22 protein-coding genes are annotated in these 24,690 nt (G+C 64.5%); 13 read left to right on the top strand and 9 right to left on the bottom strand.

Annotated elements, in window-relative coordinates:
• The first annotated feature begins 36 nt into the window (after positions 1–36).
• From KVY00_RS01935 to KVY00_RS01920, 4 genes are all read left to right on the top strand, one after another.
• Entirely contained in the window at positions 37–261 is a 225-nt protein-coding gene (locus KVY00_RS01935; RefSeq protein WP_255572712.1) for an antitoxin VbhA family protein, read from the top strand.
• Between the two features lie 183 nt (positions 262–444).
• Positions 445–612, top strand: coding sequence for an antitoxin VbhA family protein (locus tag KVY00_RS01930; RefSeq protein WP_223044077.1), 168 nt, complete (start codon positions 445–447; stop codon positions 610–612).
• Positions 609–848 carry a hypothetical protein gene (locus KVY00_RS01925; protein WP_223044076.1) on the top strand — a complete coding sequence of 80 codons (240 nt, stop codon included), beginning with the start codon at positions 609–611 and terminating at the stop codon, positions 846–848. The genes KVY00_RS01930 and KVY00_RS01925 overlap by 4 nt, the downstream gene beginning before the upstream one ends.
• A complete protein-coding gene (locus KVY00_RS01920; RefSeq protein ID WP_223044075.1) occupies positions 845–985 on the top strand; it encodes a hypothetical protein in 141 nt (46 codons plus the stop codon). The genes KVY00_RS01925 and KVY00_RS01920 overlap by 4 nt, the downstream gene beginning before the upstream one ends.
• Positions 986–1,078: 93 nt before the next feature.
• On the opposite strand, the gene KVY00_RS01915 is transcribed toward KVY00_RS01920, so the two are convergent.
• The 7 genes from KVY00_RS01915 to KVY00_RS01885 form a co-directional block, all read right to left on the bottom strand.
• On the bottom strand, positions 1,079–1,408 hold the full coding sequence (locus tag KVY00_RS01915; RefSeq protein ID WP_223044074.1) for a hypothetical protein: 330 nt from the start codon (positions 1,406–1,408) through the stop codon (positions 1,079–1,081).
• A 43-nt stretch (positions 1,409–1,451) separates the two neighbouring features.
• Positions 1,452–2,234: a hypothetical protein gene (locus tag KVY00_RS01910; RefSeq protein ID WP_223044073.1), complete on the bottom strand. Its 783-nt coding sequence runs from the start codon at positions 2,232–2,234 to the stop codon at positions 1,452–1,454.
• A gap of 148 nt (positions 2,235–2,382) precedes the next feature.
• Positions 2,383–2,529 carry a hypothetical protein gene (locus KVY00_RS01905; protein WP_223044072.1) on the bottom strand — a complete coding sequence of 49 codons (147 nt, stop codon included), beginning with the start codon at positions 2,527–2,529 and terminating at the stop codon, positions 2,383–2,385.
• On the bottom strand, positions 2,529–4,436 hold the full coding sequence (locus KVY00_RS01900; protein WP_223044071.1) for a DNA primase family protein: 1,908 nt from the start codon (positions 4,434–4,436) through the stop codon (positions 2,529–2,531). The genes KVY00_RS01905 and KVY00_RS01900 overlap by 1 nt, the downstream gene beginning before the upstream one ends.
• Position 4,437: 1 nt before the next feature.
• A complete protein-coding gene (locus tag KVY00_RS01895) occupies positions 4,438–4,788 on the bottom strand; it encodes a helix-turn-helix domain-containing protein (RefSeq protein ID WP_223044070.1) in 351 nt (116 codons plus the stop codon).
• A gap of 947 nt (positions 4,789–5,735) precedes the next feature.
• Positions 5,736–7,379 carry a recombinase family protein gene (locus KVY00_RS01890; RefSeq protein ID WP_223044069.1) on the bottom strand — a complete coding sequence of 548 codons (1,644 nt, stop codon included), beginning with the start codon at positions 7,377–7,379 and terminating at the stop codon, positions 5,736–5,738.
• A gap of 165 nt (positions 7,380–7,544) precedes the next feature.
• The gene (locus KVY00_RS01885; RefSeq protein WP_255572840.1) at positions 7,545–7,751 is read right to left on the bottom strand and encodes a transposase; all 207 of its coding nucleotides are present in this window, start codon (positions 7,749–7,751) and stop codon (positions 7,545–7,547) included.
• A gap of 462 nt (positions 7,752–8,213) precedes the next feature.
• Here KVY00_RS01885 and KVY00_RS01880 point away from each other — a divergent pair, with 462 nt between their 5' ends.
• The 9 genes from KVY00_RS01880 (at position 8,214) to holA (ending at position 23,260) form a co-directional block, all read left to right on the top strand.
• Positions 8,214–9,563, top strand: coding sequence for a sigma-70 family RNA polymerase sigma factor (locus KVY00_RS01880; RefSeq protein ID WP_223044067.1), 1,350 nt, complete (start codon positions 8,214–8,216; stop codon positions 9,561–9,563).
• Positions 9,564–9,787: 224 nt separating this feature from the next.
• Entirely contained in the window at positions 9,788–13,111 is a 3,324-nt protein-coding gene (locus KVY00_RS01875) for a prealbumin-like fold domain-containing protein (protein WP_223044066.1), read from the top strand.
• Positions 13,112–13,177: 66 nt separating this feature from the next.
• Positions 13,178–14,728 (top strand): SpaH/EbpB family LPXTG-anchored major pilin, encoded by a 1,551-nt coding sequence (locus tag KVY00_RS01870; RefSeq protein ID WP_223044065.1) that lies wholly within the window; start codon positions 13,178–13,180, stop codon positions 14,726–14,728.
• A gap of 84 nt (positions 14,729–14,812) precedes the next feature.
• The gene (locus KVY00_RS01865) at positions 14,813–15,814 is read left to right on the top strand and encodes a class C sortase (RefSeq protein WP_255572711.1); all 1,002 of its coding nucleotides are present in this window, start codon (positions 14,813–14,815) and stop codon (positions 15,812–15,814) included.
• Positions 15,815–15,983: 169 nt separating this feature from the next.
• Positions 15,984–18,344 (top strand): helix-turn-helix transcriptional regulator, encoded by a 2,361-nt coding sequence (locus KVY00_RS01860; RefSeq protein ID WP_223044064.1) that lies wholly within the window; start codon positions 15,984–15,986, stop codon positions 18,342–18,344.
• Between the two features lie 88 nt (positions 18,345–18,432).
• Complete coding sequence (locus KVY00_RS01855) at positions 18,433–19,059, top strand: RNA polymerase sigma factor (RefSeq protein WP_223044063.1); 627 nt, start codon at positions 18,433–18,435, stop codon at positions 19,057–19,059.
• 100 nt (positions 19,060–19,159) lie between these two features.
• Positions 19,160–20,328 (top strand): IS3 family transposase gene (locus KVY00_RS01850; RefSeq protein ID WP_223044062.1). Its coding sequence is split into 2 segments (ribosomal slippage): positions 19,160–19,444 and positions 19,447–20,328, totalling 1,167 coding nucleotides; the frame shifts between segments, so codons are not numbered across the junction.
• Positions 20,329–20,560: 232 nt separating this feature from the next.
• A complete protein-coding gene (locus KVY00_RS01845; protein ID WP_223045137.1) occupies positions 20,561–22,246 on the top strand; it encodes a ComEC/Rec2 family competence protein in 1,686 nt (561 codons plus the stop codon).
• Positions 22,247–22,255: 9 nt separating this feature from the next.
• On the top strand, positions 22,256–23,260 hold the full coding sequence (holA, locus tag KVY00_RS01840) for a DNA polymerase III subunit delta (protein WP_223044061.1): 1,005 nt from the start codon (positions 22,256–22,258) through the stop codon (positions 23,258–23,260).
• Between the two features lie 202 nt (positions 23,261–23,462).
• Here holA and rpsT read toward each other — a convergent pair whose 3' ends face one another.
• Both rpsT and KVY00_RS01830 read right to left on the bottom strand, forming a co-directional pair.
• On the bottom strand, positions 23,463–23,723 hold the full coding sequence (gene rpsT / locus KVY00_RS01835) for a 30S ribosomal protein S20 (RefSeq protein WP_223044060.1): 261 nt from the start codon (positions 23,721–23,723) through the stop codon (positions 23,463–23,465).
• A 107-nt stretch (positions 23,724–23,830) separates the two neighbouring features.
• A complete protein-coding gene (locus KVY00_RS01830; RefSeq protein ID WP_223044059.1) occupies positions 23,831–24,682 on the bottom strand; it encodes an MOSC domain-containing protein in 852 nt (283 codons plus the stop codon).
• Positions 24,683–24,690: the final 8 nt, after the last annotated feature.

The raw sequence follows: 24,690 nt of genomic DNA, 5'->3' as shown, positions 1-24,690 counted from the left end.
TGCATCGCACAGAACGACAAGAGAGGAGACCGCGCCATGGCCGAGGACGACGAGCGCAGCAGCGCTCCCGCGACCCCGATGACAGAGGCAGAAGTCGAGGCCCGCCTCGCCGCAGCAGACGGCGTCCTCGGCGCTGCTGGACACGCCGTCACCGATCCCGTCACACGCGAGATCGTCCGCCGCAAGATCCGCGGTGAGATCACCGGCGAGGAAGCAGACCGGCTCATCCTCGCGCATTGCGGAGTCACGCCTCGGGAGTAGCGCCCACGAGGCCCACCCTTTTCGAATCGCGGCCGAAGCCTCCGCGTGCCATCCAGCACGAGCACGGCTGCCACCACTCGGACGCGCCGCACTCCTGCGACTGGGTCGACCACGGCGACGAGTGCCCATGGAGGCCAGCAGGCCCCACGCGATAGAATAGAAGCAGAGGAAGGCAGGCCTGAGATGCTCACCAAGGAACAGCGGCGCGAGCTCGCGATCGACACGATGGCGAGCTGGGCCCTCGAAGGCATGGAACCCTCGCCAGAGGCAGTCGGGAGGATCAGCGCCTTCGTGGAGGGAGACCTCTCGCTCGACGAGTTCATCGCCGAGGCGAAGGCGGCCGCCGCTTGAGCGAGGAATTTGTCGACCCGTACCCGTACCCCGGATCGCACGTCCTCCGCAACCTCCTCGACCAGCGCACCGCCCAGGGGCTCGCAGCAGCGGAGTACGAGCTGACGCTCGGCGCTACGAGCTCGGTGCCGCGCGCAAGCAGGAGGAGTTCTACCGCCGATTCCCGGAACTGCGGCCCGGGCAGGACGACGAACGCGGCCCTGAAGCACTCGGGCCCGAGCTCGGCTGACGCATGACGAGCGCGCTCGGGCAGAAGAGCCATCCTCCGGCAAGCGGCGGCCCCGCAGCAGACACGGGCACGCAGCCGCTCTTCGCCGACTCCGTGCTGCAGGTGATCTACGACGCGGCCGAGCCCGAGCCGGGCGGCGGCTGAGCGCATCGACGGTCGGCACGACAAGCAGAGACCCCCGAGGCACGGCGCCTCGGGGGTCTCTGCTTTCGCTCGTGCCGCACAGCAAGCACAGACTCACAGCCCGAGCGCCCGCCGGAGCTCGGTGCTGCGCTTCGCCTCGCCGAGGTCTCCCGGGCTCTCCACGATGTTGTGGAGGCGGTACAGGTCCTCGACGAGCCGAGAGCGACGCTCCTCGCGCTTCGCGGTCACCCTGGCCTGCAGAGTCTCGACCTGAGCGAGGGCGCGCTCCAGACGCTCCTCCTCGGTGAGGGGTCGCTTGCTCGTGCGCTTCCGGGGCGCAGCAGTCTCCTGAAGCACAGGGCCGACCTCCTGCTCGTCGTCGTGCTCGTAGGGGGTCGCCTCGTTGTCCTCGGCGTCCAGCGCCGCGTAGTCGATGTTGCTCATGATGATGCCTCTCTTCCGTGTGCGTGCCTGTCCTGCGTCCTGCTCAGAGCTCCATCCCGACCCCCTTGCTGGAGCCCCCAGCAGGCTCAGAGGACTCGTAGAGCTCGGGGTGCCGGTGCTGGAGCTCTGCGAGGCGCTCCTGCGTCGACGGGCCGGCAGCGGCCGGCTGATCCCGCTCCTCGCCGAGGACGACGACGAGGCGACCCGAGGGGTCCGTCTCATGCGCCAGCACCTCGCGGAAATGCGCCTCGAACACCACTTCGCGCTCGTTGCGGCTGCCGACGTCCAGGCCGCCTCCGCTGCGCATGCGCAGCAGGAGGCCCTCCTCGGCCGAGCGGCCGACCGTGCCGGCGCTGAACCGGCCCGCCTCCTCGGCCGAGGTCGTGAACGACGCGAACGGGCGGTCCTCCGAGGCCACGGGGACGAAGCCCCCGACGGGGAACGCGCTCTCCGCCCAGTCCCGGGCGCTTACGCCGTCCGGGGCCCGCAGGCCCCGGTGCACCTCGCGCTCCTGCACCGCTGGAGCGCGGCGGATCAGCCCCTTGATCGCGTCCTCCATGTACGGCGTGACGCGCATGTTGCCCCGCCACTCGTCGACCGAGGCCTCCTCGGCGAGGGACCACCCCTGTGCGGCGGCGTGCTCCGACAGGACGGCCTCCGGCACGGATGCCGCGTTGCCGTCCCAGCCCAGCCCGCGGGCGGAGCGCACTGCCTCCTCGTCGGAGATGTCGCAGTAGGCGCCACCGGGCAGGAAGTACCTCGCCATCCCCGGCCGCGCGGCGAGGAAGCGGTGCGCGTCGCCCAGGCCCTCGAACCCTGTCGTCAAGTCAGGCGCCGGTCGTGCCGCGTCGGGCGCCCGATCTCCTGGTGCGTATCGGGGGAGCGGGAGACTCTTGCGGGGCCGATCCGACCTCTGCTCGTCGATGCTCATGGTGCTTCTCTCTTTCTCTTCTTCTCGGTTCGTGCCTCTGGACTCAGCGAGGGCGCTTCCGATCCATGCGCGCAGCGAGCCTCTGGTGGCCTCCCTGCGCGGCCCAGAAGTGCAGCGCCGCGGCGAAGCAGCCCAGCGCCCCGAGTGCCAGCACGGTGATCGCCAGCATGAAGAAAGTGCGCTCGTCCATCAGGAGCTCCTCTCGTAGGTGTTCTCAAGGCCCGCAGCGGCAGCGGAGGGCTCGGGGGCGTCGAGCGGCAGCAGCGCGGGCGCGTCGACGCGGCGCAGGCACCAGCGGAAGTTCGCCGGGAGGTTGTTCGGCACTCCCAGCCGGGCCGGATCCTTCCCCCTGTAGCTGGAGTTGTACCAGTCCTCAAGCGCGTACGTGGCGACGAGCGGCTCCGGCGAGGCCATGCGCTTGGCAGTCGCGGTCTTCGCTTCCTCGGGCTTGTACCAGGACTCGGAGCCCTCGATGATCCGTTCCAGGTCGTCGAGGAACGTGCGACGGCCCATCGGCTTCCCCGAGGGGTTCGCCTTTGCGACCCAGGCCTTGAAGAGGTCGTACAGGAAGTTCGCGGGCAGCAGGTCCCAGACGAACTCGTCCTGGAACTCGTCCCAGAACTCCCGCACAGGGTCGTTGCGCAGCTTCGACTGCTCCAGCAGGTCCAGCGACGCCTGGGGCGCGACGAGCTCGTAGTAGGGCTGGAGGTCCACGAGGACCTTCTTCAGCACGTAGCGCAGCACCTCGGGGCGCTGAACAAAATCAGCCTTGATGCTCTTGTCCTCGCCTACTTCGAAGTGCTTCGTGAACGGCACGAACAGCTGCCGGCGGTAGAGAGAATCAGACTTGTCCTTGAACCTCGGGAACTCGTTCAGGCACTGCACCATGAAGCCGCGGAACTGGAACGTGATCGCCCGCAGTCCCTTGCGGTTGACGTGCAGCACGTCGTTCGTGATGACCGCCTTGAGGTTCGCGACCTTGTCCAGGAAGACGCCGACGTCGTTCTCGTCGACGATGATCGCCGTTGCGGACAGCAGCGACTCCAGCATGAAGTCCTTGCCCAGCTCGTCGAGCGGCACGCTCGCGAAGCGGCCCTCGCCGACGAGCGCGCGCTCCAGCTCGCACTCGGTGCCCTTGCCGTTGTTGCCCTTCGTGCTGAAGAACCACGCAGACTTGTTCCAGCGCACGTTCGGGCGCACCAGGGCGCCGCGGACCTGCCAGATGAGGCTCACCAGCGCGGGGTCGTCGAAGAGGCCCTCGGTCCAGCTCTCGACGTCCCACGTCGTGCCGTCGGCACGAGTGATCACGGGGTTCGTCGCCGAGAGGTCGAGCGGCGTGCCGGCCTTCTGCGTGAAGACCATGCCCGGCGAGAACGGCAGCAGCTCGCGGCGAGTATAGTGCCAGACGCCGTTGGCTACGGGCACGAGATCACGATCCGTGCTCTGCTTCACCCGTGGCGCCTGCTCGTGCAGGAACTGCCTGACCTCGGCCAGCTCGCGCGTGCTGATGCTGCTGTCGTAGAGGCGGGCGGCGCGGCTCAGCGCGGAGGCGGAGCCCGAGTACAGGCCGGCGTCGTCGCCCTCGGCCACGTAGATCGCCAACAGGTCAGCGTCCTCCTCGCCGCCCGTGGACGGCTTGATCTTAACGACGTGGTGCAGCGCGAGCAGCACCAGGCCTATGACGTGGGGCGGCAGCCTCTTCAGCAGGGGGAGCTGGTTCTTCTCGTTCGCGTCGGCCCTCGGGCTCACGGCGACCTTGTTCATCGCGTTCTGCAGCTTCAGAGCCTTGTTGATGCGGGAGAGGAGCTCGTCTTCGATGAGAGCAGGGCTGGGCACGGTGCCGCCGCCCTGGACGCGCTCGCGGGCCTCCAAGAGGTACGCGACAGCCCCGCCCTGGACGATCGTGTTGAGCGTGTTGCCGCCCTTGCTCGGGGACGAGGAGAACACAGCAGCGAGAGGTGGCAGGAACGCCTCGGTTCCTGTATCGTTGATCTCAGCGCCGCCAAACGCTTTGTTGGAGCCCTCGACCACGTCGGGGGCTTCTTCTTTTGGCGGCGACGCTCCGGGGCGAGGAGCGGCAGTGGCGGTCTCGGTCATCTCACTCGCCCCCGGTCACGACGAGGGCGTCCGCGAGCGCCGAGAGCACGACGTCGCGCTGCTCGGGCCGCAGCGGGGGAGCCGCCTCCGCCACGCGCTTCGCCCAGAGGCGGAGCGTGGCGTCGTCGGCCGTGCGCGCGCCGGCGAGCACGGGTGCCGGGCCGAAGAGCGCGTCGAGGTCTCCCGTGGAGACGCGGTGCTTGCCGTTGACGATCTGCGACGGCAGCTTGCCGTCCGCGATCCGGCGCATCAGAGTGACGCGGGACACGCCCGTGTAGATGACCGCCTGGGTCAGGTCGAGATGGTCGCCGCCCTCGCGTCCGACGAGGATGGTCCTGTTGCGCTCCGCCATGATGGCGGCCTCTCCGCAGAAGGGCGCGACGAGCGCTCACCGAACGGTGAGAGCTTCAGTCGCCTGCCGGCTTCTGGGACCTGCCCTTGCGCCCTCCCGCTTGAGAGGATGTTCAGGGGTGTGCGAAAAGTGTGGGACTCGTGTTACGTCGGTGGGCAGTCACTTCCATTCCTCCGACGCCGCCGAAGCGGGGGCATTGTTCTTCAGGTCTCTGTTGCTCCAAGCATATCTTGTGCCTGCCTGAGGTGGCAAGCACAACATGTAGTGTGTCGCGAAGTCTCCTGGGGCGACCGGGGCAGCGCTCCCGCTCGTCGTCGAGGATGAGGGATCCCTTCCCTGCGCAGGGTGCTCGGCGTGGGCGAAGAGGATCAGGAGCCCGTCGTCGCGCGAGGCGACGACGGGCGGTGATAGACGCTGGCTTCTGAACGTCTATCGAGCGTCTATCACCTATTCGTTGGTAATCCAGGCGAAACGAGGGGTCGATAGACGTTATAGACGAATAGACGGTGGCGAGGCCCGCGTGTGCGTATGCGCGCGTGTGCGCATACGTGTGAGAACTACCTAGTGTCTATAGCGTCTATAACGTCTATAAATCTGAAGTATCTGCTGATAAACCAGCAAACATGACATCCAAAACGATAGACGTTGCGATAGACGTTGGCTCGAAAATATAGACGTTAGAGGCTCCGAGACGGTCTGTGACACCTTCTGAACGTGCTCAGCTGCATCAAGCGACCTCACGCAGCCCACCGCCATGCGCCCGTCCGCCCGAGCGGCCTCATGCCCGACGAGCTCTCCCTCCCCATCGACCGTCCGAGGCGCAGCGGGAGCGCAGCCGCGGACCCCGAGAGGTCGCCAGACGCCACGAGGCTCTGCAGGCGCCCGTCTCGTCGCCCTCTCCGTGGCGCAGCGGGAGCGGAGGCGCGGGGCGAGCAGGCACCGTCGTGCTACTTCCAGCCCGGCACCACACGCTCCGGGTGGATGCCCTTCTGGCCTCGGACGCCGCGCTTCACGCGAGGTGCGAGCACTGCAGCGATCAGCCGCCTCTTCGAGAGCAGCTCCATCTCCGCCCAGGCCTCGCGGATGCTGCCCTCGCGCACGAGGCCCAGCACCCAGGGGTCCACCTCGGCGAGCTGCTCCAGCCTCCGCTGCGCCTCGGCGATCTTCGGCTCCACGCGGGCCTGCTGGTCGAACAGCAGGTCCAGGTTCCGCTCCTGTTCTGCGCGCTCCCTGACCTGCTCCAGCCACTCGCGGTGGCTGTCAATTTCTGCGAGCAGGTCCCGGCGCTCCTGCTCCGTGCTGTCGCCGCGATCACCGATACTCGCGAGAAAATCTGGACGCTCCAGCCTCGCGAGCAGCAGCTCCTCGACGATCAGGTCCAGAGACTCCTGCTTGATGGCGACGTGGAACCCCGCCTTCTCGCCGGGCACCTGCCTGCCGGAGTTCCCTGCGCACAGGTACGTCGGGTAGTGCGGCCGGTCGACGACCATCACAGGCTCGCCGTTCTCGTCGAACATCGGCCGCAGGTCGCGGGTCAGCCGCTGCTTCATCGCGACCTGCATCTCGGGCTTCCCGTCGCTGCCCATGACGGCGTTGCCGTCCTCGTCGAGCACCGGCACCATCTTCCTGCCGCCGGCGTTCTGCTTGCCGACCTTGAGCGGAGCCCCGCACACGTCGCAGAACGCCAGCCCGCTCAGCAGGTGCTTGAACTCGCGGTATGCCTCGGGGCGCTTCCGCTCGGGCGGCGACATCACCGCCTGCAGCTTCAGCCACTGCTCGTGCTCGATGAGCGCCGGCCACACGGCGTCGCTCACCACCTCGCCGCGGTGCTGGCGCTTGCCCGCATACGCGGGCATGGAGAGCATCTGCTTCACCGCGCTCCCGTCCCACCCGCTGTGTTCGCGGTGCTCTTTGCGTTTTGGCCGCCGCGGGGCGATGCCGCGCGCGTTGAAGTCCTTGGCGATCCCGTGGAACGACTCGCCGGCCATGACCCTGCGCGCCGCCTCCTTCACGACGGGCGCCTGGTCGGGGTGCTCCTCGACCCGCACGAGCTCCCTCGTCTGGGGGTCGTAGACCCGTCGGTAGCCGTAAAGGTTCTTTCCGTGGGGCTTGCCCTCCTTCGCCGCGTCTCGGACGTTGCGACGGATGCGCTCGCTCGTCTTGTCGCTCTCGTACTCTGCGTCGACGGCGTCCTCGTGCAGCGAGCGCCTGTCGCGGGCATTGGCAGGGTCGTACAACCTGCCGTGCGTCGTGACCCAGATCTTGACGCCAGTCTCCTCGCAGAGCTCGATGAGCCGTGACCACTCGCTCACCCGGCGCGAGCCACGCGACGACTCCCAGATCGCGAGCACGTCAGCGCCGAAGCGTCCGGTCTCAAGGTCCGAGACGAGCCGCTCGAAGTCTTCTCGCTCGCCCCGGGCGTAGCGGGACGCAGACCTGTCCACGTCGCGGTACGGCTCCGACGGGTGCAGTTCGAAGCCCTCCCTGGCGAACGCGGCGACGTTCTCGTGGTGCTGCTGGTCGGGCGACTTGCCCGTCTTCTTGTCGTCGCGGGACACCCGCAGGTATTCGCGGACTATTAGCTGCTTCATATCACTCACCTCTGGTAGCAACTATATCTGGCAAATTTGATGCTTCGTTCTTAGACGACGGTGAGCAATTTGTGAACTACTTTTCCCCGGTCAAACGCTATTTGTAACCCACCTTGAAATACTTGGAACAGGTGACTTTTTGGGCGCTTCTGAATGATCCGTGAGTCACCGGCCGGGGAGTGCGGGGCGGTGGCCGTCGAGGCTGAGCCTGGTGAGGGCGATGAGGGAATCGGTTGAACGGAATCCGAGGGTGGTGCGGGTGATGAGGGGGATCTTGGTGTTGACCGACACGATGCGCCCGGTGGGCAGGCCATGCGCGACGGCGGCGAGGATCCGGTTTTGGTCTTTCACGAACGAGCGTGGCACTTTCACGAACACGGGGCCCTGGCATATGGATGATCAGACCGAGGCCTTCTTTGCGCAGGTAGACGGCGTAATGTAGCTTCGAGTCGGTATTCGCGATCCACGCGAGTTTCTCGGTCTAGGACCGATAGATAGGTAGTCGGCTCTCCGCGCTTGAAAGGGATCCAGTGCCCTCCCTCCCACGCCATTCATGCGCGGTGTGAGCCAGCGTCTGCAGCTTTCTCTCGAACGAATGACAGATTCTCTGCCTTGTCTCGTTGTTTCTTGTAGAGGGGTCGAGCTAATTCGGCGTTGATCTTCTCTAAGTGGGCTGTGCAAGATTGGTCTTCCCCCCCCCAACATGGTCAACCTTGCACAGTAGGTTCAGGTTGGAGTTCAACTCATCTGAATCTAATCGGCCGTCGCTTCCCCAATTTCCCCAATAGCGGCGGCCGATTCTCGTTTGTGCCGGCAATGCGGAGAGAGGCGTAGATGGACGAGGACGAGCTGGATAGGCTTGCGCAGCTCGCTCGGGAGGGCGATCGCATGGCCGCTTCGCAGTTGTTGGTCGAGGTGATGCCTCGACTTGCGGTGATCTCCCGTCGGGAGGCGAAGGGGCTGTTGGAGCCTGAGGACCTGCAGGCGCATGCGGTTGAGAAGTTGCTCGGACTCTGGGCGGAAGGTGAGGGGCCGGCAAATGGTGTTGTCGGTTACCTGGTTCGCACGATGCACAACCGCGTCATTGACGAGGCCCGTTCACCTCGATCGCAGACCAGGAACCTGCATGAGACTGAAGACTTCGCCTCCGATGAGGATCCTTCCAAGCTCGTCGAGTTCGACCGGGAAAAGCGCTGGGTGCAAGGCGCGTTGAAGCGGTTGGTGCCGGACCAGCGCCGCGTGATGATCGGAATCTACGCAGAGGATCTGAAGCCTGCGGACTTGGCCGAGGAACTCGGCAAATCTCCGAATGCCGTGTATTCACTACATCGCCGTTCGAAGATCGCATTGCGTCGGGCGACGTTGCAGGAAGCTCTGGTCGAGGGAGCTCCGCCAGTATGTCGTGATGCCGCTGAGCAACTGCCGGATGTTATCGAGGAGGACATCGAAGAGACGCGAAACGGCGGCGCTGCAGGGATGGCACACATCACCGGATGTGACCGCTGCCGCGCAGCGTGGAGTCGATTCGGATCGATTACCTCGGCACTCGGCATCGGTGGTCTCCTCGCCCTCACTGTCAACAGCTCGACACCTGCAGTCGCACTGACCAGCGACTCGACCGCACTGTCGTACGGGGCAAAGGATTCCGCGGGCAAGCCCGGGCCTATCGAAAAGTCAAGTGGGGATGCTTCCGGCGAGCCGAGGCCTCGATGGCGGTGGGCGGCGACGGGAGCTTCCTTGGGCCTGTTGGCTGGTGCAATCGGCGGACTTGCGATCTGCAGGTACGCGGACCCCGTAACTCCGCCCGTACCATCCGGCGCCCTGACCATGTCGGTTGAGAACCGCGGTGATGTGCGGGTCACGGTCGGATTTTCCATCGACAGTGATAGCTGGGAGCAGGAGCAGTTCGAGCTCGCCTTCCCAGAATCGTTGTCACTCAAATACACTCCCGACGGTTGGGACTGCGATGAGTCCACAAGCAGCGTCCGGTGCGAAGACACCGGTGATCGGCCATTGCACGGCACGTTCGTCTTCGACGGTGATGGATCGCTGGGTGATGAGCTTCGAGTGAGTCTGCGAGCGACCTCTGAAAGCAATGAATTTCGAGGATACGCGTCATCCGAAGTTCCTCGGCCCGGTGACGCCATCACCACGCGAGCTGACGTGTTGGCAGGCGACAAATGAGCCGAAGTTGCTCGCCTCTGAATGACGTCTTCTCGGACCGACACGCCGGGTCTCGGGGGCTTGAGACAGATTTTCAGATCGAGCTCGTGGTTCTAACTGAGAGGGGTATCTCTGCCTGCGAGCAAGGCACCTGATCTCATCTCAGGAACGCGTTCGACATGACTGTCTGGACATCAAAGAGGGGAAGTGTGATGCGGCGTACGCATAACGGGAATCGTTTGGGCGTGAACCAGAGTTCAAGATCTCGCTTGAAAGCGTGCGGACGTGTTCTGTCGACGCTGCTTCTCTGCGGTGTGCTTGCCTCCTCCGCAGTTCTCCCCGCGCAGGCGCTGGACTCGGGAGACGATGTCTCTGAGACGCAAGAGTCTCAAGAAACCACACAAACAGCCGATGAGCAGAGCGGTTCCGACGCTTCCGCGGATGTGGCCGAAAGTGAAGAGTCGACGGAAGTAACCGATGACTCGACGACTGACGAGAAATCGGAAGAATCAGGCGAGACGGAAGACGAGGCTGTCGAGCCGTCCGACGAAAATAGCGACAAAGGTGATACCGATTCTTCGGCCCAGCAGAAGCCGGTGAGCTCGCGTGCGACCTCATTCGACTTTTGCAGTCCCCAGGACGTGTACGCGCTATCCGGGTATCAAACGCCGGGTTCGGATGCCAGTATTTTGCAGGTCAATCTCACCACACGCGCGACGACGAAAGTCGGAAGTTTCGGAACAATTCCGACGACTGCCGGTCAGGCCAACGCGATGGGCATTACGTCTGATGGTGGAACTGCGTACGCGCTTTTCAGTGACAGTGGATCTCCCGCGACGCTTACGGTGAGAGAGTTCTCTGCTGCCACTGGCGACGCCTCAACCGTTGCGACTCGCACCACAAATCTCGGGCATTCGATCATTGCTGGCGCTGTGAATCCCGTCGACGACGTCTACTGGGTCGGGGGCCGTGAAAGTGCCGGAAGCAACTATTGGCGCTTCTCTGCGTACGAGCCCGGATCGAATCAGCTGGTGAATCAGTTCCGGATGAACCTCGGCCACGACGCAGGCCAGGGTGACCTGTTGTTCGATCCGCAGGGGAATATGTACATCCTTGCGACCAATGGTTCAGGGTCGGCGACCGCCGCGAATCAGAACCTGTGGGTGATCCCGGCGGCGAGCATTGCTACGGCGGTCGAGAACTCCTCCCCGACCGTACTCGTGCAGGGTGCGAAGAAGGTGGTGCGGCTCAGCGAAGCCACTCGCACCTACCACAGCGTCGCGTGGGGAGCGGATGGCTACATCTACGCGGCGTCGTCGGCTAACGGCAATGGTGGGGTGCAGCGGACGCTGCATCGGATCAACCCCGTGACCGGCACGGATACGCCCTTGGGCAATATGTCTGGGACCTACCAGTCGTACATCACCGACTTCGCCTCGTGCGCCAACCCCAACACGCTGACGCTGCAGAAGGAGATCGTCGACCGGGCGGATTCGGCCGATCAGTTCGCTCTGCGCATCACCGGTTCCGGAATCCCGTCGGACTCCGAGGCGGCGTACGGCGAGACTTCGGGCGACGCCAAGGGCGTCCAGGATGACGCAGCGGCGATCGCGGGCCCGATTCCTGCGCTCCCCGGGGGCACCTACTCCTTCACCGAGACGGGTATCGGTGGGACGAGTCTTGCGCACTACGACTCGACGTACGTCTGCGTGAACGAATCGGATACCGAGGTCGCATCCGGCACGGGAACGACGTTCGATTACACGGTCCCGGCCTCTGCCAACGGCACTGCGGTCACCTGCACGTTCACGAACAAGCCGAAGCCGGCGGAGCCGATCGGAACCTGTGAACCCTCCCAATTGCTCGGGGTGACGCAAAACGGTCGAGTCTGGTCTGTAGAGGAATCTGATGGCGCCACTGCCGCAGTCGGCAGCTGGGCGTCTGTCTACAACAGTTGGACACCCTCGTATGCATCACCTGAGTCACCGGTGAAGATCGGTGTGAACGGGCTTGCGCGCGCCAGCGATGGCACCATGTACGCCTATGCGCGCGGTTATGTGGCGCGCTCCGACCTGGGACAGAACTACAACCTGCGAATCCGGTTGATGGTGAAGGAGCCGGGCGGCACCTGGAAGTTGTGGAGCGGAGGCAGTAGCAACGGTACGTTCCCCTACTCGTACGAAGTCACCAATGCGCCCGTTGCCGGCGCGATCGATCCCAAGACCGGTCACTACGTGTGGGGCGGTTTCCAAAGCGGCTACTTCGTAATCCGCGAGATCGATCTCACCACGGGTAAGAGCTACGTGACCGGTCGTGTGTCTGTCGGCGCCTCTGCGGTCAACGGCGACATCGCCTTTGACGAGGCGGGCAACCTTTATATCGTCGGACAGGGCGGCGGAAAGCTCTACGTGACGACGGTGACTGCCGCGGACCTCGCAGCGAACCGCACGGAAGGGGGCGGGTACAACTCGTGGCCGTCGAAGATTACTCCGGGGAAGACCGTGAGCAGCAACTACAGCTCAGAGGTGAACGGTATCGCCGTCGGTGAGCATGGAGACCTGTACGTTAGCACGACCCGCTACATCTATCAGGTCAATCCCCTGTCGGGAGCGCTGGTGCTGCAAGGACCGGCGGCGGAGAACCCCCATTACACCGGGTCGGGCGCATCACAACAGTCCGGATTCAATACCGACATGGCCTCATGCGCGTCGAACAGTCCGACCACGCTTACAGTGCAGAAGGACCTGCGTGACGGTGGCGAGTCGAATGACCAATTCACGCTGAGCGTCGCGCACGAGGGCAACGAGGTCGCTTCGGCGACGGCGCAGACGCGCGTCAGCGGCAGCACCATCCTGGCGGAGAAGACCGGCCCTACCTGGGTGCAGACCGGTTCCGAACTGGAGCTCACCGAGACGGGCGCGAATCTTGCAGCCTACGATTCATCCCTGAACTGCGTTATCGACGGCACCGGCGCGCCGGTCAACGTAACGGGTGCGGGGACGACAACCGGCTCGATCACGGTCCCTGAGGCGGCCGGTGGCAAGAACATCACGTGCACGTTCACCAATACGCCGGTCGTCGAAGGTGAAGTCGACTGGAGCAAGACCGACAGCGACGGCAACCGGCTGCAGGGCTCCGTCTGGACCCTCACCGGCCCGTCAGGGAGCGACTCCACTACGGTGACCGTCAAGGACTGCGTCGCAAGTACGGCGGCGGGCTGCGCCGACCAGATCGACAAGGACCATCGGGCCGGCTACTTCACGGTGACCGCATTGCCCGCCGGAGCATACACCCTCACCGAGAAGCAGGCACCCGCAGGGTACCTGCTGAGCGATGAGGTGCACCACTTCGACATCGGTACTGACTCCGGACAGACTCTCGAAGCGGATCTCGGTCCGATCGTCAACTACCTCAGGCCAGCGCTCGTGATCCCGCTGACCGGTGGGCTGGGTACGGATCTGTTCTTGATCCTCGGCGGCATTCTCGTCGCGTTGCTCATCGCTGGCGCGCTCTACCGGCGGTACTCGATGAGACGAGCTTCGCCCGGATCAGACGCCATTGCGGCCTGATCTGTCGCTGAAAAGACCCATCACAAAGACTTCTGCGGACTCCCGCAGATGAAGAAAGGAAACCCAATGACTGTACAGACCACCTCCCGGCGCCGCCGGGTGGTCGCTGCGGCGGGAGTCGCGGCGCTGAGTATCGCAGGACTTCTGGGCGTCACAGCTGCCCAGGCTGCGCCTGCGTTCGGTGATATCGATGCCAATGCAACCGGTTCGATTACCGTTCACAAGCACGAGAACCAGGGTGGCACTGCGGTAATCGGCGATCCCGCTGGCGGCTCGACGCTACCGAACCCGATCGAGGGTGCCGGTTTCACGGCTTACTCGCTGACCGGAATCGACCTGACCACGAACCAGGGCTGGGATGATGTCAATGCCGCAGTTGTGTCCGACTGCGATGCGACGCTCAATGGCACCTCGATCAAGGGTGCGTCCGCTGGCACTGGAACCACTGACGCCGACGGCGAGCTGACTTTCGGCGGCCTGGATGTCGGTGCGTACCTCGTATGTGAGACGAGTGTTCCTGCCAATGTGGATACGCCCGCTCAGCCGTTCATCGTGACGATTCCGTTCCCGGACAATCAGGCTGGCGCTCCGTCGAACAGCAATGGCTGGCTCTATGACGTGCACGTCTACCCGAAGAACACGCTGAAGTCCGAGCTCACGAAGACCGTGGACGAGCAGACCAAGGTCGGCCTCGGCGAGACCGTCAGCTTCCCGATCTCGGCGAGCGTGCCGCGCATCCCGGCCGAGAACTACTTCACCGAGTTCGGCATCGTCGATGACATGAGCGACGCGTTCACTGACGTGAAGGTCGTCAGCGTGAAGGTCGACGGCACCGACGTGGACAGCTCCTACTACTCGCAGACCGCCGACGGCGACAACCCCGTGAAGGTCTGGTTCAACGCCGACGGCCTGGAGTGGCTCAAGACGCAGGGCGGCAAGAAGGTCATCGTCACGGTCTCCGGCACCGTCACCAAGGTCGGCGCCATCGAGAACGTCGCGAACGCACGGATCTCGCACGAGCCGGGCGAGCCGACGGATCCGCCGACCGAGCCCGAGCCCTGCAACCCGGACGATCCCGAGGACCCCTGCATCACCACCCCGCCCGTGTACACCAACTGGGGCGACGCGAAGCTGCTGAAGGTCGACAAGGCCGATGGCGAGTCCACGCTCAAGGGCGCCAAGTTCGAGGTGTACGCCGCCGACAACCCCTACGCCGCCGACTGCACCACCACCTCGCCGACCGGTTCGGCCATCTCGGTGAACGGCTCGACCGAGTTCACCTCGGACGCGAACGGTGTGGTGAACATCGCCGGCCTCTTCGTCTCCGATAGCGTGAATGCCCCGCAGAACGCGCCTCAGCGCTGCTACTGGGTGAAGGAGACCGTCGCCCCGGCCGGCTACGTGCTGCCGAGCGACCCCAACTTCTCGATCACCGTGAAGACCGGGACGACCACCGGCGTCGACCTCACGGTCGAGAACGAGAAGACCACCGTGCCCGGCCTGCCCCTCACCGGCGCGCAGGGTCAGATCATGTTGGTTGCTGGTGGCATTGTGCTCATCGCGCTCGGCGTGACGCTGTACAGCATCCGCCGTCGTCAGCAGCATGCAAACCGCTGATCGATAACCGGGATTGAATCCCAGGGCGGTGGGGCGCAGTGCGCGTCCCACCGCCCATCGCGTATGACGAAACTCCAAGGAACCATGGTCACCGAAACCCTCATGTCACAAGACGAACCCAGGCACGGGGAACGAGCGACGCCTGCGAAGCGACAAAAGCGGCGATGGCGCCCAAGCTGGCTCACCTGGACGATCGTCACCTGCGGAGTCCTTGGCCTTGCGGTTCTCTTGTACCCCACGGCCTCAGCATGGGTTACTCAATACAACCAGTCGCAGATCACCGGCGACTACGCGGCGAAGGCCGAGAACACCGATCCCGATGCGGCGCAGCAGCTGAAGCTCGCGAAAGAGTACAACGACGCGCTGACCTCCGGTGTCGAGCTCAAGGCGAACGCCCACGTACCTTCCGGCACCGGTACGAGCACCGACCCGTCGCTCGACTACAACAAACTGCTTGCCGTGGATAAGACCGGGCTGATGGCGCGCCTCATGATTCCGGGAATCGACGTTGACCTTCCCATCTACCACGGAACCTCGGACGAAACACTGCTCCGTGGTGCTGGGCATCTGGAAGGGTCACACCTGCCCATTGGCGGCGACGGTACTCATTCTGTGATCACCGCGCACCGTGGGCTCGCATCAGCGCGAATGTTCACGGACCTGGACAAGGTCAAGAAAGGCGACACCTTCACGATCCAGGTGCTCGGAGAAGTCCTGACGTATCAGGTCATTGATACCAAGGTCGTGGACCCCGAGGACACTGATTCGTTGCGAGCTGTCGAAGGCGAAGACCTCGTGACCTTGGTCACCTGTACGCCTCTGGGTATCAACACACACCGCATTCTCGTCACCGGCGAACGAGTTACCCCCACGCCAAAGGCGGATCTGGAACGTGCTCATAAGCAACCGGACGTGCCCCGTTTCCCCTGGTGGCTACTTATCCTGGGTGTGAGTACCATCGGGCTAGGGATATATGCGTGGCGAGCCGGATACGCCGATGCGCAATTGGCCGAATCTCGCCGGCAAAAGCGTTCATCTTCGGACAATACTGAACCAGCATCTCTTGAAGCGGACGCGAATGAGTAGTTAGCTGTGGGCGCCAGCACCGCGCGTATGGTCTGGCGAGGGAGTAGACATGAAATGGTGGAATGAGGCAGAGCGACTCGTATATCGATCTAGGTTTGAATCGGTGTGGTCGGCTCTGCCCAGACTTCTTGTGCTCGCAACCTTGCCCGGGTGGGGCAAACGAACGTTCATGCTGCAAGGCGCTGAATACTTTCAGCGACAAGATCCGACAACACAGGTCATGTGGGCGGAAGCCGGCGCCGACATCGGCGCGCAGCTCGATGCCGCGTCCACTGAGCCCGAGTCTTCGGTACTCGTCTGCATCGACGCCAGAGACGTCCAAGACGGCTTCTGGGAGGGTCTTTCCGAGGCATTGAACGCTCGCCCTTGGGCAACTGCGGTGGTCGCATCGTATGACGCGCCACCGGAGACAGTATTCGACCAGAACACTTCGCTGACCCATGTCATCATGCATGAGCAGGATCTCGCGTTCGACGCGATCGAGCTTCAGGAATTGAGTGCGTTGCTCGCGACTTCGGGGGCGGTATTCGACACCCTTGTTGGCGGCCAGGAACGAGGATGCGCCGCGCTCATCGGGAAACGGATCACCAGGATGCTCTCTCGTGGAGGACAGGGGGCTTGGACGCACACCAGTCCCACTGTTGAAGCTGGGCTCCTCAACATGATTCGAGCGGAGAGCGCGACAGGTAGTACCTTCAGGCGCTCTCATATCGGGGCCGTCTTGAGCAGCGCGTTCGAGCTTCCCAGCTTCACTGCGGACCTTATCGATTGTGCGGCTGGTGGGCGACGACAAGCTGATGCAATGATCTCCAGGCTCGTCGCGCTGCCGCTTTTCGATGCCGATGAAGATGGCGAAACGGGAGACGAGCAGTGCGTGTGGACCCCTGCGTCCTGGGAGTCGTTGAAAGCAAATGAGAGCCGCGAGGAAACTCAAGGACGACTGAATCGAGGGCTGATAAGAGTTCAGAAGGCCGGTCGCCTTGTGCTCGAGCTACGTATCCTTCTGGAACTCGGTTGGGTCGACAAGGCTGAAGAACTTGCGAAGCAGGCCTATCGCCGACTACTGCTCCTGTCCGACACGCGAACCGCGCAAATGGTGCAGCAGGATCCCTCGATCACTGCGCAACGCCATCCGATGCTCATGATGATGCGCAACCAGTTCGTTCTGCGGACGGAAGGGTTCTCACCTCGTTTGCGTGTCCAAGACCAAGAGGTACTTGTCGAACTTCGCCGCGAAACCGCAACAGGCTGGTTCAATGAGGTGTCAAGAGTCGGTTGCATCGGATACGCAGCCTCCGCGGCAGGGAACCGGAAGACCGCCGAGAGGTACCTTCACAGCCTCGTTGAGTTGATCACCGAGGCCGAGCTTGCGGTGCACGCGAACGCGAACGAAACAGACCGACTCAAGATTGTTGACGCATGTTTCCTCGGCTATTGGTCGGCGCTGCAACTCGATCGGCCCGAGGAAGCGCTGGTCCTGGCGGAGACCATGAGCGCTTGGGGTAAGGCGACCGACCGGTTGCACCAATTCGACTCCGTTTGCCTCGAAGCGGTTATGGACAACGCTGGGCTGAGGTCACTTGAGTCTGACGGCGTCGCACCAATCTGCGATCCGTTCAATCAGGCACATTCGTTCATCGCTCTTGAAGACGGCAACGATGGAGCAGCGCTGCAAGCGGTGCAGAGGTTCATCGCGGAACTTGGAACCCACAACACCCGCTCATCGCCAGATGGCTTCGGCCTCATGCTCCTCGCCATCACGTCGCGAGACGCGGCGACGGTCGACAGAATCGAATCCGCGCTGATAGACAGCGCAGACTTCTGGGACGATCATCGACCAAGCACGTTCGTCACTTGGGCCGGTACCTTGGCGCTTTCCGCTATCGGAGCGAAAGTCGAAGCGCTGAAATGGGTCAACCGTATCTCCGATAGCAATGATGTGTATGCGCATCTCACGCGTGCCTCGTACGCCCTGTGGGACAGCCGACCAGATGAAGCTCTCAACGAGATTTCAGCTGCGCTGAAACTCACCAACCAACCTCGGACCGCGATCTGCGCGCAACTACTGGGGATCGCGGCACACGTTCAACTCGGGAACCATGACCAGGCACAACTACGTCTAGAGGAAGCCTGGCGAAGCCGACCCGCGCCGCGCCTCTTCCGATTCGCGTTGCGTCTCCTCCCGCAAACAGCATTCGGCAAACTTCATGCGCACGTTCCCGAGTCGCATCCAGCGCTCCGAACAGTATTCTCGGCAGCCGCAACAGATCACCGAACGTTGACCTGGGCTGAGAGGCCAAACTTGACTCCGACGGAGCGCGAGATCTTGAAGATGCTCAGCCAAGGGGCTTCCAACACTGCAATCGCCAACGCACGGTACATCACAGTCGGAACCCTTCGCACACACTTGAAGTCCCTCTACAAGAAACTTGGTGCTACGAACCGCGCGGAAGCGCTCACTCTCGCTTCCAGGTTCGAACTCATCGAATTTTGGGAAGGGGATACTCACAGGGGTGAGATTCCTCGATAACACCCAGCAGGATCTTAACCGTTACCTAGCCTCAGAAATAGAGGACGGGCAGCTACATGTGGTTGCCCTTTCAAACAGGGGGTAACGGGTGGAATCTGTACTGGCGCTGAAAGCAGAAGCGTGTCATAAGTCGGCTGAACCAAGCAACGATCATGCTGTTCCATGGTCTGGTTTGTCCGCTGACCGCTCAAACTGGCAAGAGATAACAGCGAAAAATGCTGCCGGCTGCATCACTGATCTGAGCGCGATGGCCGCTCACATCGGTAAGCAGTACCTCGACGGCGAAGACCTCCTGGCCGAGGTACTTGAACGGACGATGCAGCTCTGGGCAAAAGGCCGCGGCCCGACGCACAACGTCAACGGATACCTCGTGAACTCCATGCGAAACCGCGTGATCGACGAACACCGTTCTCCCCGCTCGCAAGTGGTCGGAATACCTGACAGGTACGAGGAACACGCTGTCCATGGTAATCCCGAAGCCGAATTCGAGCTCCGAGAACTCCGAGATGCCATTGACAACGCCCTCATGCAATTGCCTTACGCCAGCCGAGCGCTTGTGATCCGAGTGTTTGTCCTGAACCAGAAAGTCGGGGAGTGCGCTGCAATCACGGGGATGTCCGCAAACGCGGTATCGCTGCGGCTGTCCCGCGCCAAACGCACGATGCGCCTGCTGCTGGAATCAGATCCGAGAGTCAATGAACGATATGCCGCGTAAATCATGCGGGATCAAACGGTATGAGGAGCATGTAGGGTCTGATGCACGTTTAGGTGACATTCAACATGGCTAGTTTCGGCTGGCCTGGAAGGATGAACCTATGCCTCCTCGTTACCCGAAAGAGTTCCGTGATGACGTCATCCGGATCGCGGTAAATCGCGGCCCGGAAGTGACACTCGTGCAGATCGCGAAGGACTTCGGCATCCACGTCGGAACCCTCGATAAATGGCTTCGAGAGGAACGCGTTGAACAGGGCCAGAAACCCGGCGTGACCCGGTCTGAGAATGCTGAGCTGCGTGAGCTTCGTAAACGGAACAAGCTCCTTGAGCAAGAAGTGGAAGTGCTTCGTCGTGCGGCCGCGTATCTCTCGCAGGCGCATCTGCCGGGAAAAGGCTCTACCCGCTCGTGAAAGAGCTCGCCAATGACGGGGTCCCTGTCGTGGTGTCGTGCCGGGTATTGAAGCTTTCCCGCCAGCCTTACTACCGCTGGCTCCGCAACCCAGTGACTGAGCGTGACCTTACGCAGGCGTATCGCGCGAACGCGCTCCACGACGCCCACCTTGAAGACCCCGAGTTCGGGTACCGGTTCCTCGCAGACGAAGCGAAGAGCCTCGGCGAGCAGATGGCTGACAGAACTGCGTGGCGGCTTTGTCGTGATCAGCAGTGGTGGTCAGCGTTTGGGAAGAAGAAAGCCCGCGGGAAAGGCAGAAAGCCTGGCCCGCCCGTTCATGACGACCTGGTGCAGCGCGAGTTCGTGGCCGCTGCCCCGAACGAGTTATGGCTTTCGGACATCACCGAGCATTGGACTGGTGAAGGCAAGCTCTATCTCTGCGCGGTGAAAGACGTCTTCTCCAACCGGATTGTCGGCTACTCCATCGACGCGCAAATGACCTCCTCGCTTGCGGTGACCGCGTTGAACAACGCTGTGCTTCGCCGCGGTGATGTCGCAGGGTGTGTGCTGCACACGGATCGTGGATCTCAGTTTCGAAGCCGGAAACTACAGCGCGCGCTCACCGGTCATAGGATGGCCGGCTCGATGGGGCGTGTGGGTGCTGCGGGCGACAACGCGGCTATGGAATCGTTCTTTAGCCTGCTCCAGAAGAACGTCCTGAATCGCAAGACCTGGGCCACCCGAGACGAACTCCGGTCAGCAATCGTGGCATGGATCGAGCGCACCTATCATCGACGCCGCAGACAGGCCCGGTTGGGACGTTTGACGCCGGTCGAGTACGAGACCATCATGAACAAACAGGTCGCACTCGCTGCCTAACCAAACTGTCACCTCAACGAGCATCAGACCCCTGCGCTTATACGAACGCCTGCGTTGCAGACTCGCGGTGGTTCTCATCGTGGACGTCTTCGAATGCGCTGCTCGCTGCCGCGCATCCTTGCCGGCGATCACTGCTGCGCTCTTACTGCGCAACTTGCGTGATGGCAGAGACTCTTGTGCGTCGCGTTTGTTGCCTGGCATCTCCTGATTTACTGCAAAGGCGGTACCACCTCTGGGAACAACTATATCTGGGGCGAACTGCGCGCTGGTGACCGGCGCTGCGATCTGGTGCGCGGGCCGTCTCGGGGCCGGGCGGCGAACGAGGATCCTCCTCGCCGCGGCCATGCTGGCCGGGTTCGTGCTGGTGGTCGGTCCCGATGCCAGCGTGCAGCGAGCCGCCCTGATGGCCGTCGTCGTACTGGCCTCCGGGTTCGGCGGCAAACGGGCCGTCTCGCTTCCGGGCCTCGGCGCGGCGATGCTCGTGATGCTGCTCGCGAACCCCTGGCAGGCCCTGCAGCCCGGCTTCGCGCTCTCGGTGGCGGCGACCGCGGGGATCCTGCTGCTCGTGCCCGAGATCGAACGGCTGTTCCGCCGTGTGCTCCCGGTGCCGCGCTGGGCCGTGCTGCCGGTCGCCGTCGCGCTGTCGGCGCAGCTCGCCTGCGGCCCGCTGCTGCTCTTCCTGCAGCCGGGAATTCCGGCGGTCGGCATACTCGCCAACGTGGTCGCCGATCCGGCCGCACCGCTCGGCACGGGCCTCGGTCTGCTCGCGCTGGTGATCCTGCCGTTCTCGGCCGCCGCGGGGGAGTGCGCGGTGATGCTCGCCGGCCTCCCGGCGCGCTGGATCTCGGCCACCGCCGAGGTCGCGGCGCGACTCCCGTTATCGACCTGGCCCTGGCCCGACGGGTGGCCGGGCGCGCTGCTGCTCGCGGCAGTCGAGTCGGCCGTGCTCCTCGCCTGGGCGCTCGCGAGCCGCAGGGTCCGCCTGCCCGAGGACCGCGAGGCCGGCCGAGTGCCCTGGGTGGGGACACGCGGGCTCTCGGTGAGGGGCCGCGCCCTCGTCGCCGGGCTGCTCTGCGCGTCGGCCGGCGCCTTCACCGGGCCGGTGCTCATCGCGCCCGCGGTCGACAGGATCGGAACGCCGAACGATTGGAGCATCGTCGCCTGCGATGTCGGTCAGGGCGATGCCCTGCTTCTGCGAGATCCCTCCAGCCCGGCGCGGGTCATGCTGGTCGACACCGGCGACGACCCGGAGGCACTGCGCACCTGCCTCGATCGCTTCGGCGTGCGACGACTCGCCCTGCTCGTGCTCACGCACGACGACCGCGATCACGTGGACGCGCTGGGCGAGGTGCTCGATCTCGCCGACGCCGCGCTCGTGGCCCCCGAGAACCGCGCGGACGGTTCCGGCAGACCCGTGCTCGCACAGCTTCGCGATGCCGGCGTTCCGTATCGGGTCGGGGCTGCGGGGCAGCGCGGCGGGAACGACGGACTCGCGTACGAGGTGCTCGCTCCCCGGGCCGGCAGCGTGCCCGCCGACACGAACGCCGCCAGCGTCGTGCTCCGGGTGCGGGCCGGGGGCGTCACGGCGCTGCTGCTGGCCGACACCGGAGAGGACGAGCAGCGAGTGCTCCGGGCGGGCGGCGCCGACCTCTCGGCGGAGGTGGTGAAGGTGGCGCATCACGGCAGCCGCGACCAGGATCACGCCCTCGCGGGCGCCGCCGGGGCGGAACTCGCACTCATCTCGGTCGGCGCAGACAACGGCTACGGTCACCCGGCGACGGACACGGTGGCGGCGTTCGAAGGAGCGGGGTCCCGCACCCTGCGCACCGATCGCCACGGCTCGCTCGCCGTCAGCGGCCCGCCGGGTGCGCTGCGGGTCTGGGCCGAGCGCGCCGTCCCCGTCAGCGGTGACGACTAGGGTTGAAGGGTGGCAGCAGCAAGAGGCTCGAAGAGCAAGATCCCGCAGGTCGACTGGACCGACGCTCGGCCCGAGCCGGTCGTGCTGATCAGCGGACCCGAGACCTTTCTCGCCGACCGCGCGGGTCAGGCGATCCGCGCCGCGCTGCTCGAAGCGCACAGCGATCTCGAGGTGCACGACGTCGACGCCGCCTCGTACACCGCGGGCGAGCTCTTCACCATCGCGAGCCCCTCGCTGTTCGCCGAGCCGAGGCTCATCCGGGTCGAGGGCGTCGAGAAGTGCTCGGACGCCTTTCTCGAGGACGCGAAGCGCTACGTCGCCGAACCCGCCGACGACACCACGCTCGTGCTGCGGCACGCGGGCGGGCAGCGGGGGAAGGCGCTGCTCGACCTGGTGCGCGGTGGCGCGGGCGGCGTCGAGGTCGTCTGCGCCGAGGTGAAGAAGGATCAGGATCGCCTGGCCTTCGCCCAGGCCGAGTTCCGTCGGCTGGGCGCGCAGATCACCCCCGGAGCGCTGCGCATGATGGTCGCGGCCTATTCCGGGGGCATCGGCGAGCTCGCGGGCGCCTGCGCGCAGCTCGTATCCGATGCGGGTGTGCGCCTCACCGAAGAGGAGGTGACCCGCGCCACCGAGGGGCGGGTCGAGACCAACGCGTTCAAAGTCGCGGATGCGGCGACCGCCGGGCGGGGCGCCGAGGCGCTCGTGCTGCTGCGCCAGGCGCTCTCGACCGGTACTGATCCGATCCCCATGCTCGCCGCGCTCAATATGAAGGTGCGCGCGATGGCCCGCGTCTACGGCGCGGCCGGTTCGAGCGGGCAGCTCGCGAAGGAGCTCGGCATGGCGCCCTGGCAGGTGGATCGCGCGCTGCGCGAGGTGCGCGGCTGGCGCGAGGAGGATCTCGCGAGGTGCATCGATCTCGCCGCTGAGACGGAGTGGATGCTGAAGGGCGGCAGCCGCGATCCCGAGTACGCGCTCGAGAAGTTCCTGCTGTTCGTGGCGAAGCGCGGGCGGTGATCCGGCCCGTCAGAACTCCGGTGATTTGCGGAAGGCCGGTAGAGATCGGCCCTCGGGGACCGGTCTGGCGCGAATCACCGGTCTCGTGCGAATCACCGGTCTCGCGGGTATGCATCCATCGGGTGCCGACCGCGACGAGCCTGAGAAAGCGAAAGGCCCCGCCGGAGCGGGGCCTTTCGTGAGACTGCGGAGTGCGAGTCGCTTAGAGCGCGGCGACCTTCGTCGCGAGCTTCGACTTGCGGTTCGCGGCCTGGTTCTTGTGGATGACACCCTTCGAGACGGCCTTGTCGAGCTTCTTGCTGGCGACGGCGAGCTTCTGCTCGGCCGCGGCCTTGTCGCCCGCGGCGATGGCCTCGCGAGTGGCGCGCACGAGGGTGCGGAGCTCGCTCTTGTAGGCCTTGTTGCGCTCGGTCGCCTTGCGGTTGGTCTTGATGCGCTTGATCTGCGACTTGATGTTTGCCACTGTGAGTGGTCTCCTTCTACATAAGAATTGACGGGTTGTTCCGCTCGGTGAGAGAGGGCACCTCGCGGACTGTGTGGATTTGACCACACGCAAGCCAAGAGTCGAGTTTAGCAGAGTCGGGCTGGAACGGGCGAGACCGACACGGTCGACTCCGGGAGGACCTCGTCGCCTACGCGGACGGTGCCGGGAAGCCCCTCGTGCGAGGCCGGGAGGAGCAGCCTGCCGAGCGTCGGCTCGCTCTGCCCGAGGCGCTGCGTCAGCGTCGTGAGGATCCGCGCATCGCGCACGCCGCTATCGGGGTTCGCGTGGGTCGCGAGGCACCGCACGATGGGCCCCTCGGTGCGGAACACGATGCCGCCGATGCGCACCGCCCCGCTCCAGGTGAGCTCCTCCCACGCCCCGACGCCGTCGATGACGATGTTGGATCGGAACCTACGGTCGTCGACGGGCGCTCCGGGCGCTTCGAGCGCCGCGCTCAGGTCGGCTACGCTCGCGCGGCTGTGGAGCGAGACGTAGCCGCGCGGGCGATCCTGGAAGCGGGATCGAACGCCGTCCCCGACCAGTTCCAGGGGGAGTCTGCCGGGCCGGCGCAGTCGCGCGCCCTCCGCGGAATCGAGCACGAAGGCGGTGACCGCCTCGACGAGCGCCCGGCGGCCCTCCGGATCGAGCCCCTCGTCGGCCAGCACCTCCGCGCCGTGCAGGATGCGCACGCGCAGGGCGTGCTCGTCGTATCTCAGGCGCAGGGCGGCGAGCGAGGGAAAGTCCTGCAGCGCCAGCCCCTTCGCCTTGGGCCAGTAGTCGAGGCCGTCGCGCTGCTCGGGGGAGACGGCGTCGGCGAAGCGGAAGGCCAGCACGCGGTCTCCGGCGACGCGACCGTCGGGCTGCACGGTGAGGGCATCCACGGCTTCCGGGGTGAACCCCTTCACGGGGTAGCGGTAGAGGGCGACGACGCGGGGCATGGATCCGA

This window comes from Leucobacter tenebrionis, assembly GCF_019884725.1.
Taxonomy (GTDB): domain Bacteria; phylum Actinomycetota; class Actinomycetes; order Actinomycetales; family Microbacteriaceae; genus Leucobacter; species Leucobacter tenebrionis.
The sequence above is the reverse complement of the archived record's forward strand: the minus strand, read 5'-3'. Positions and strand labels throughout refer to the sequence as shown.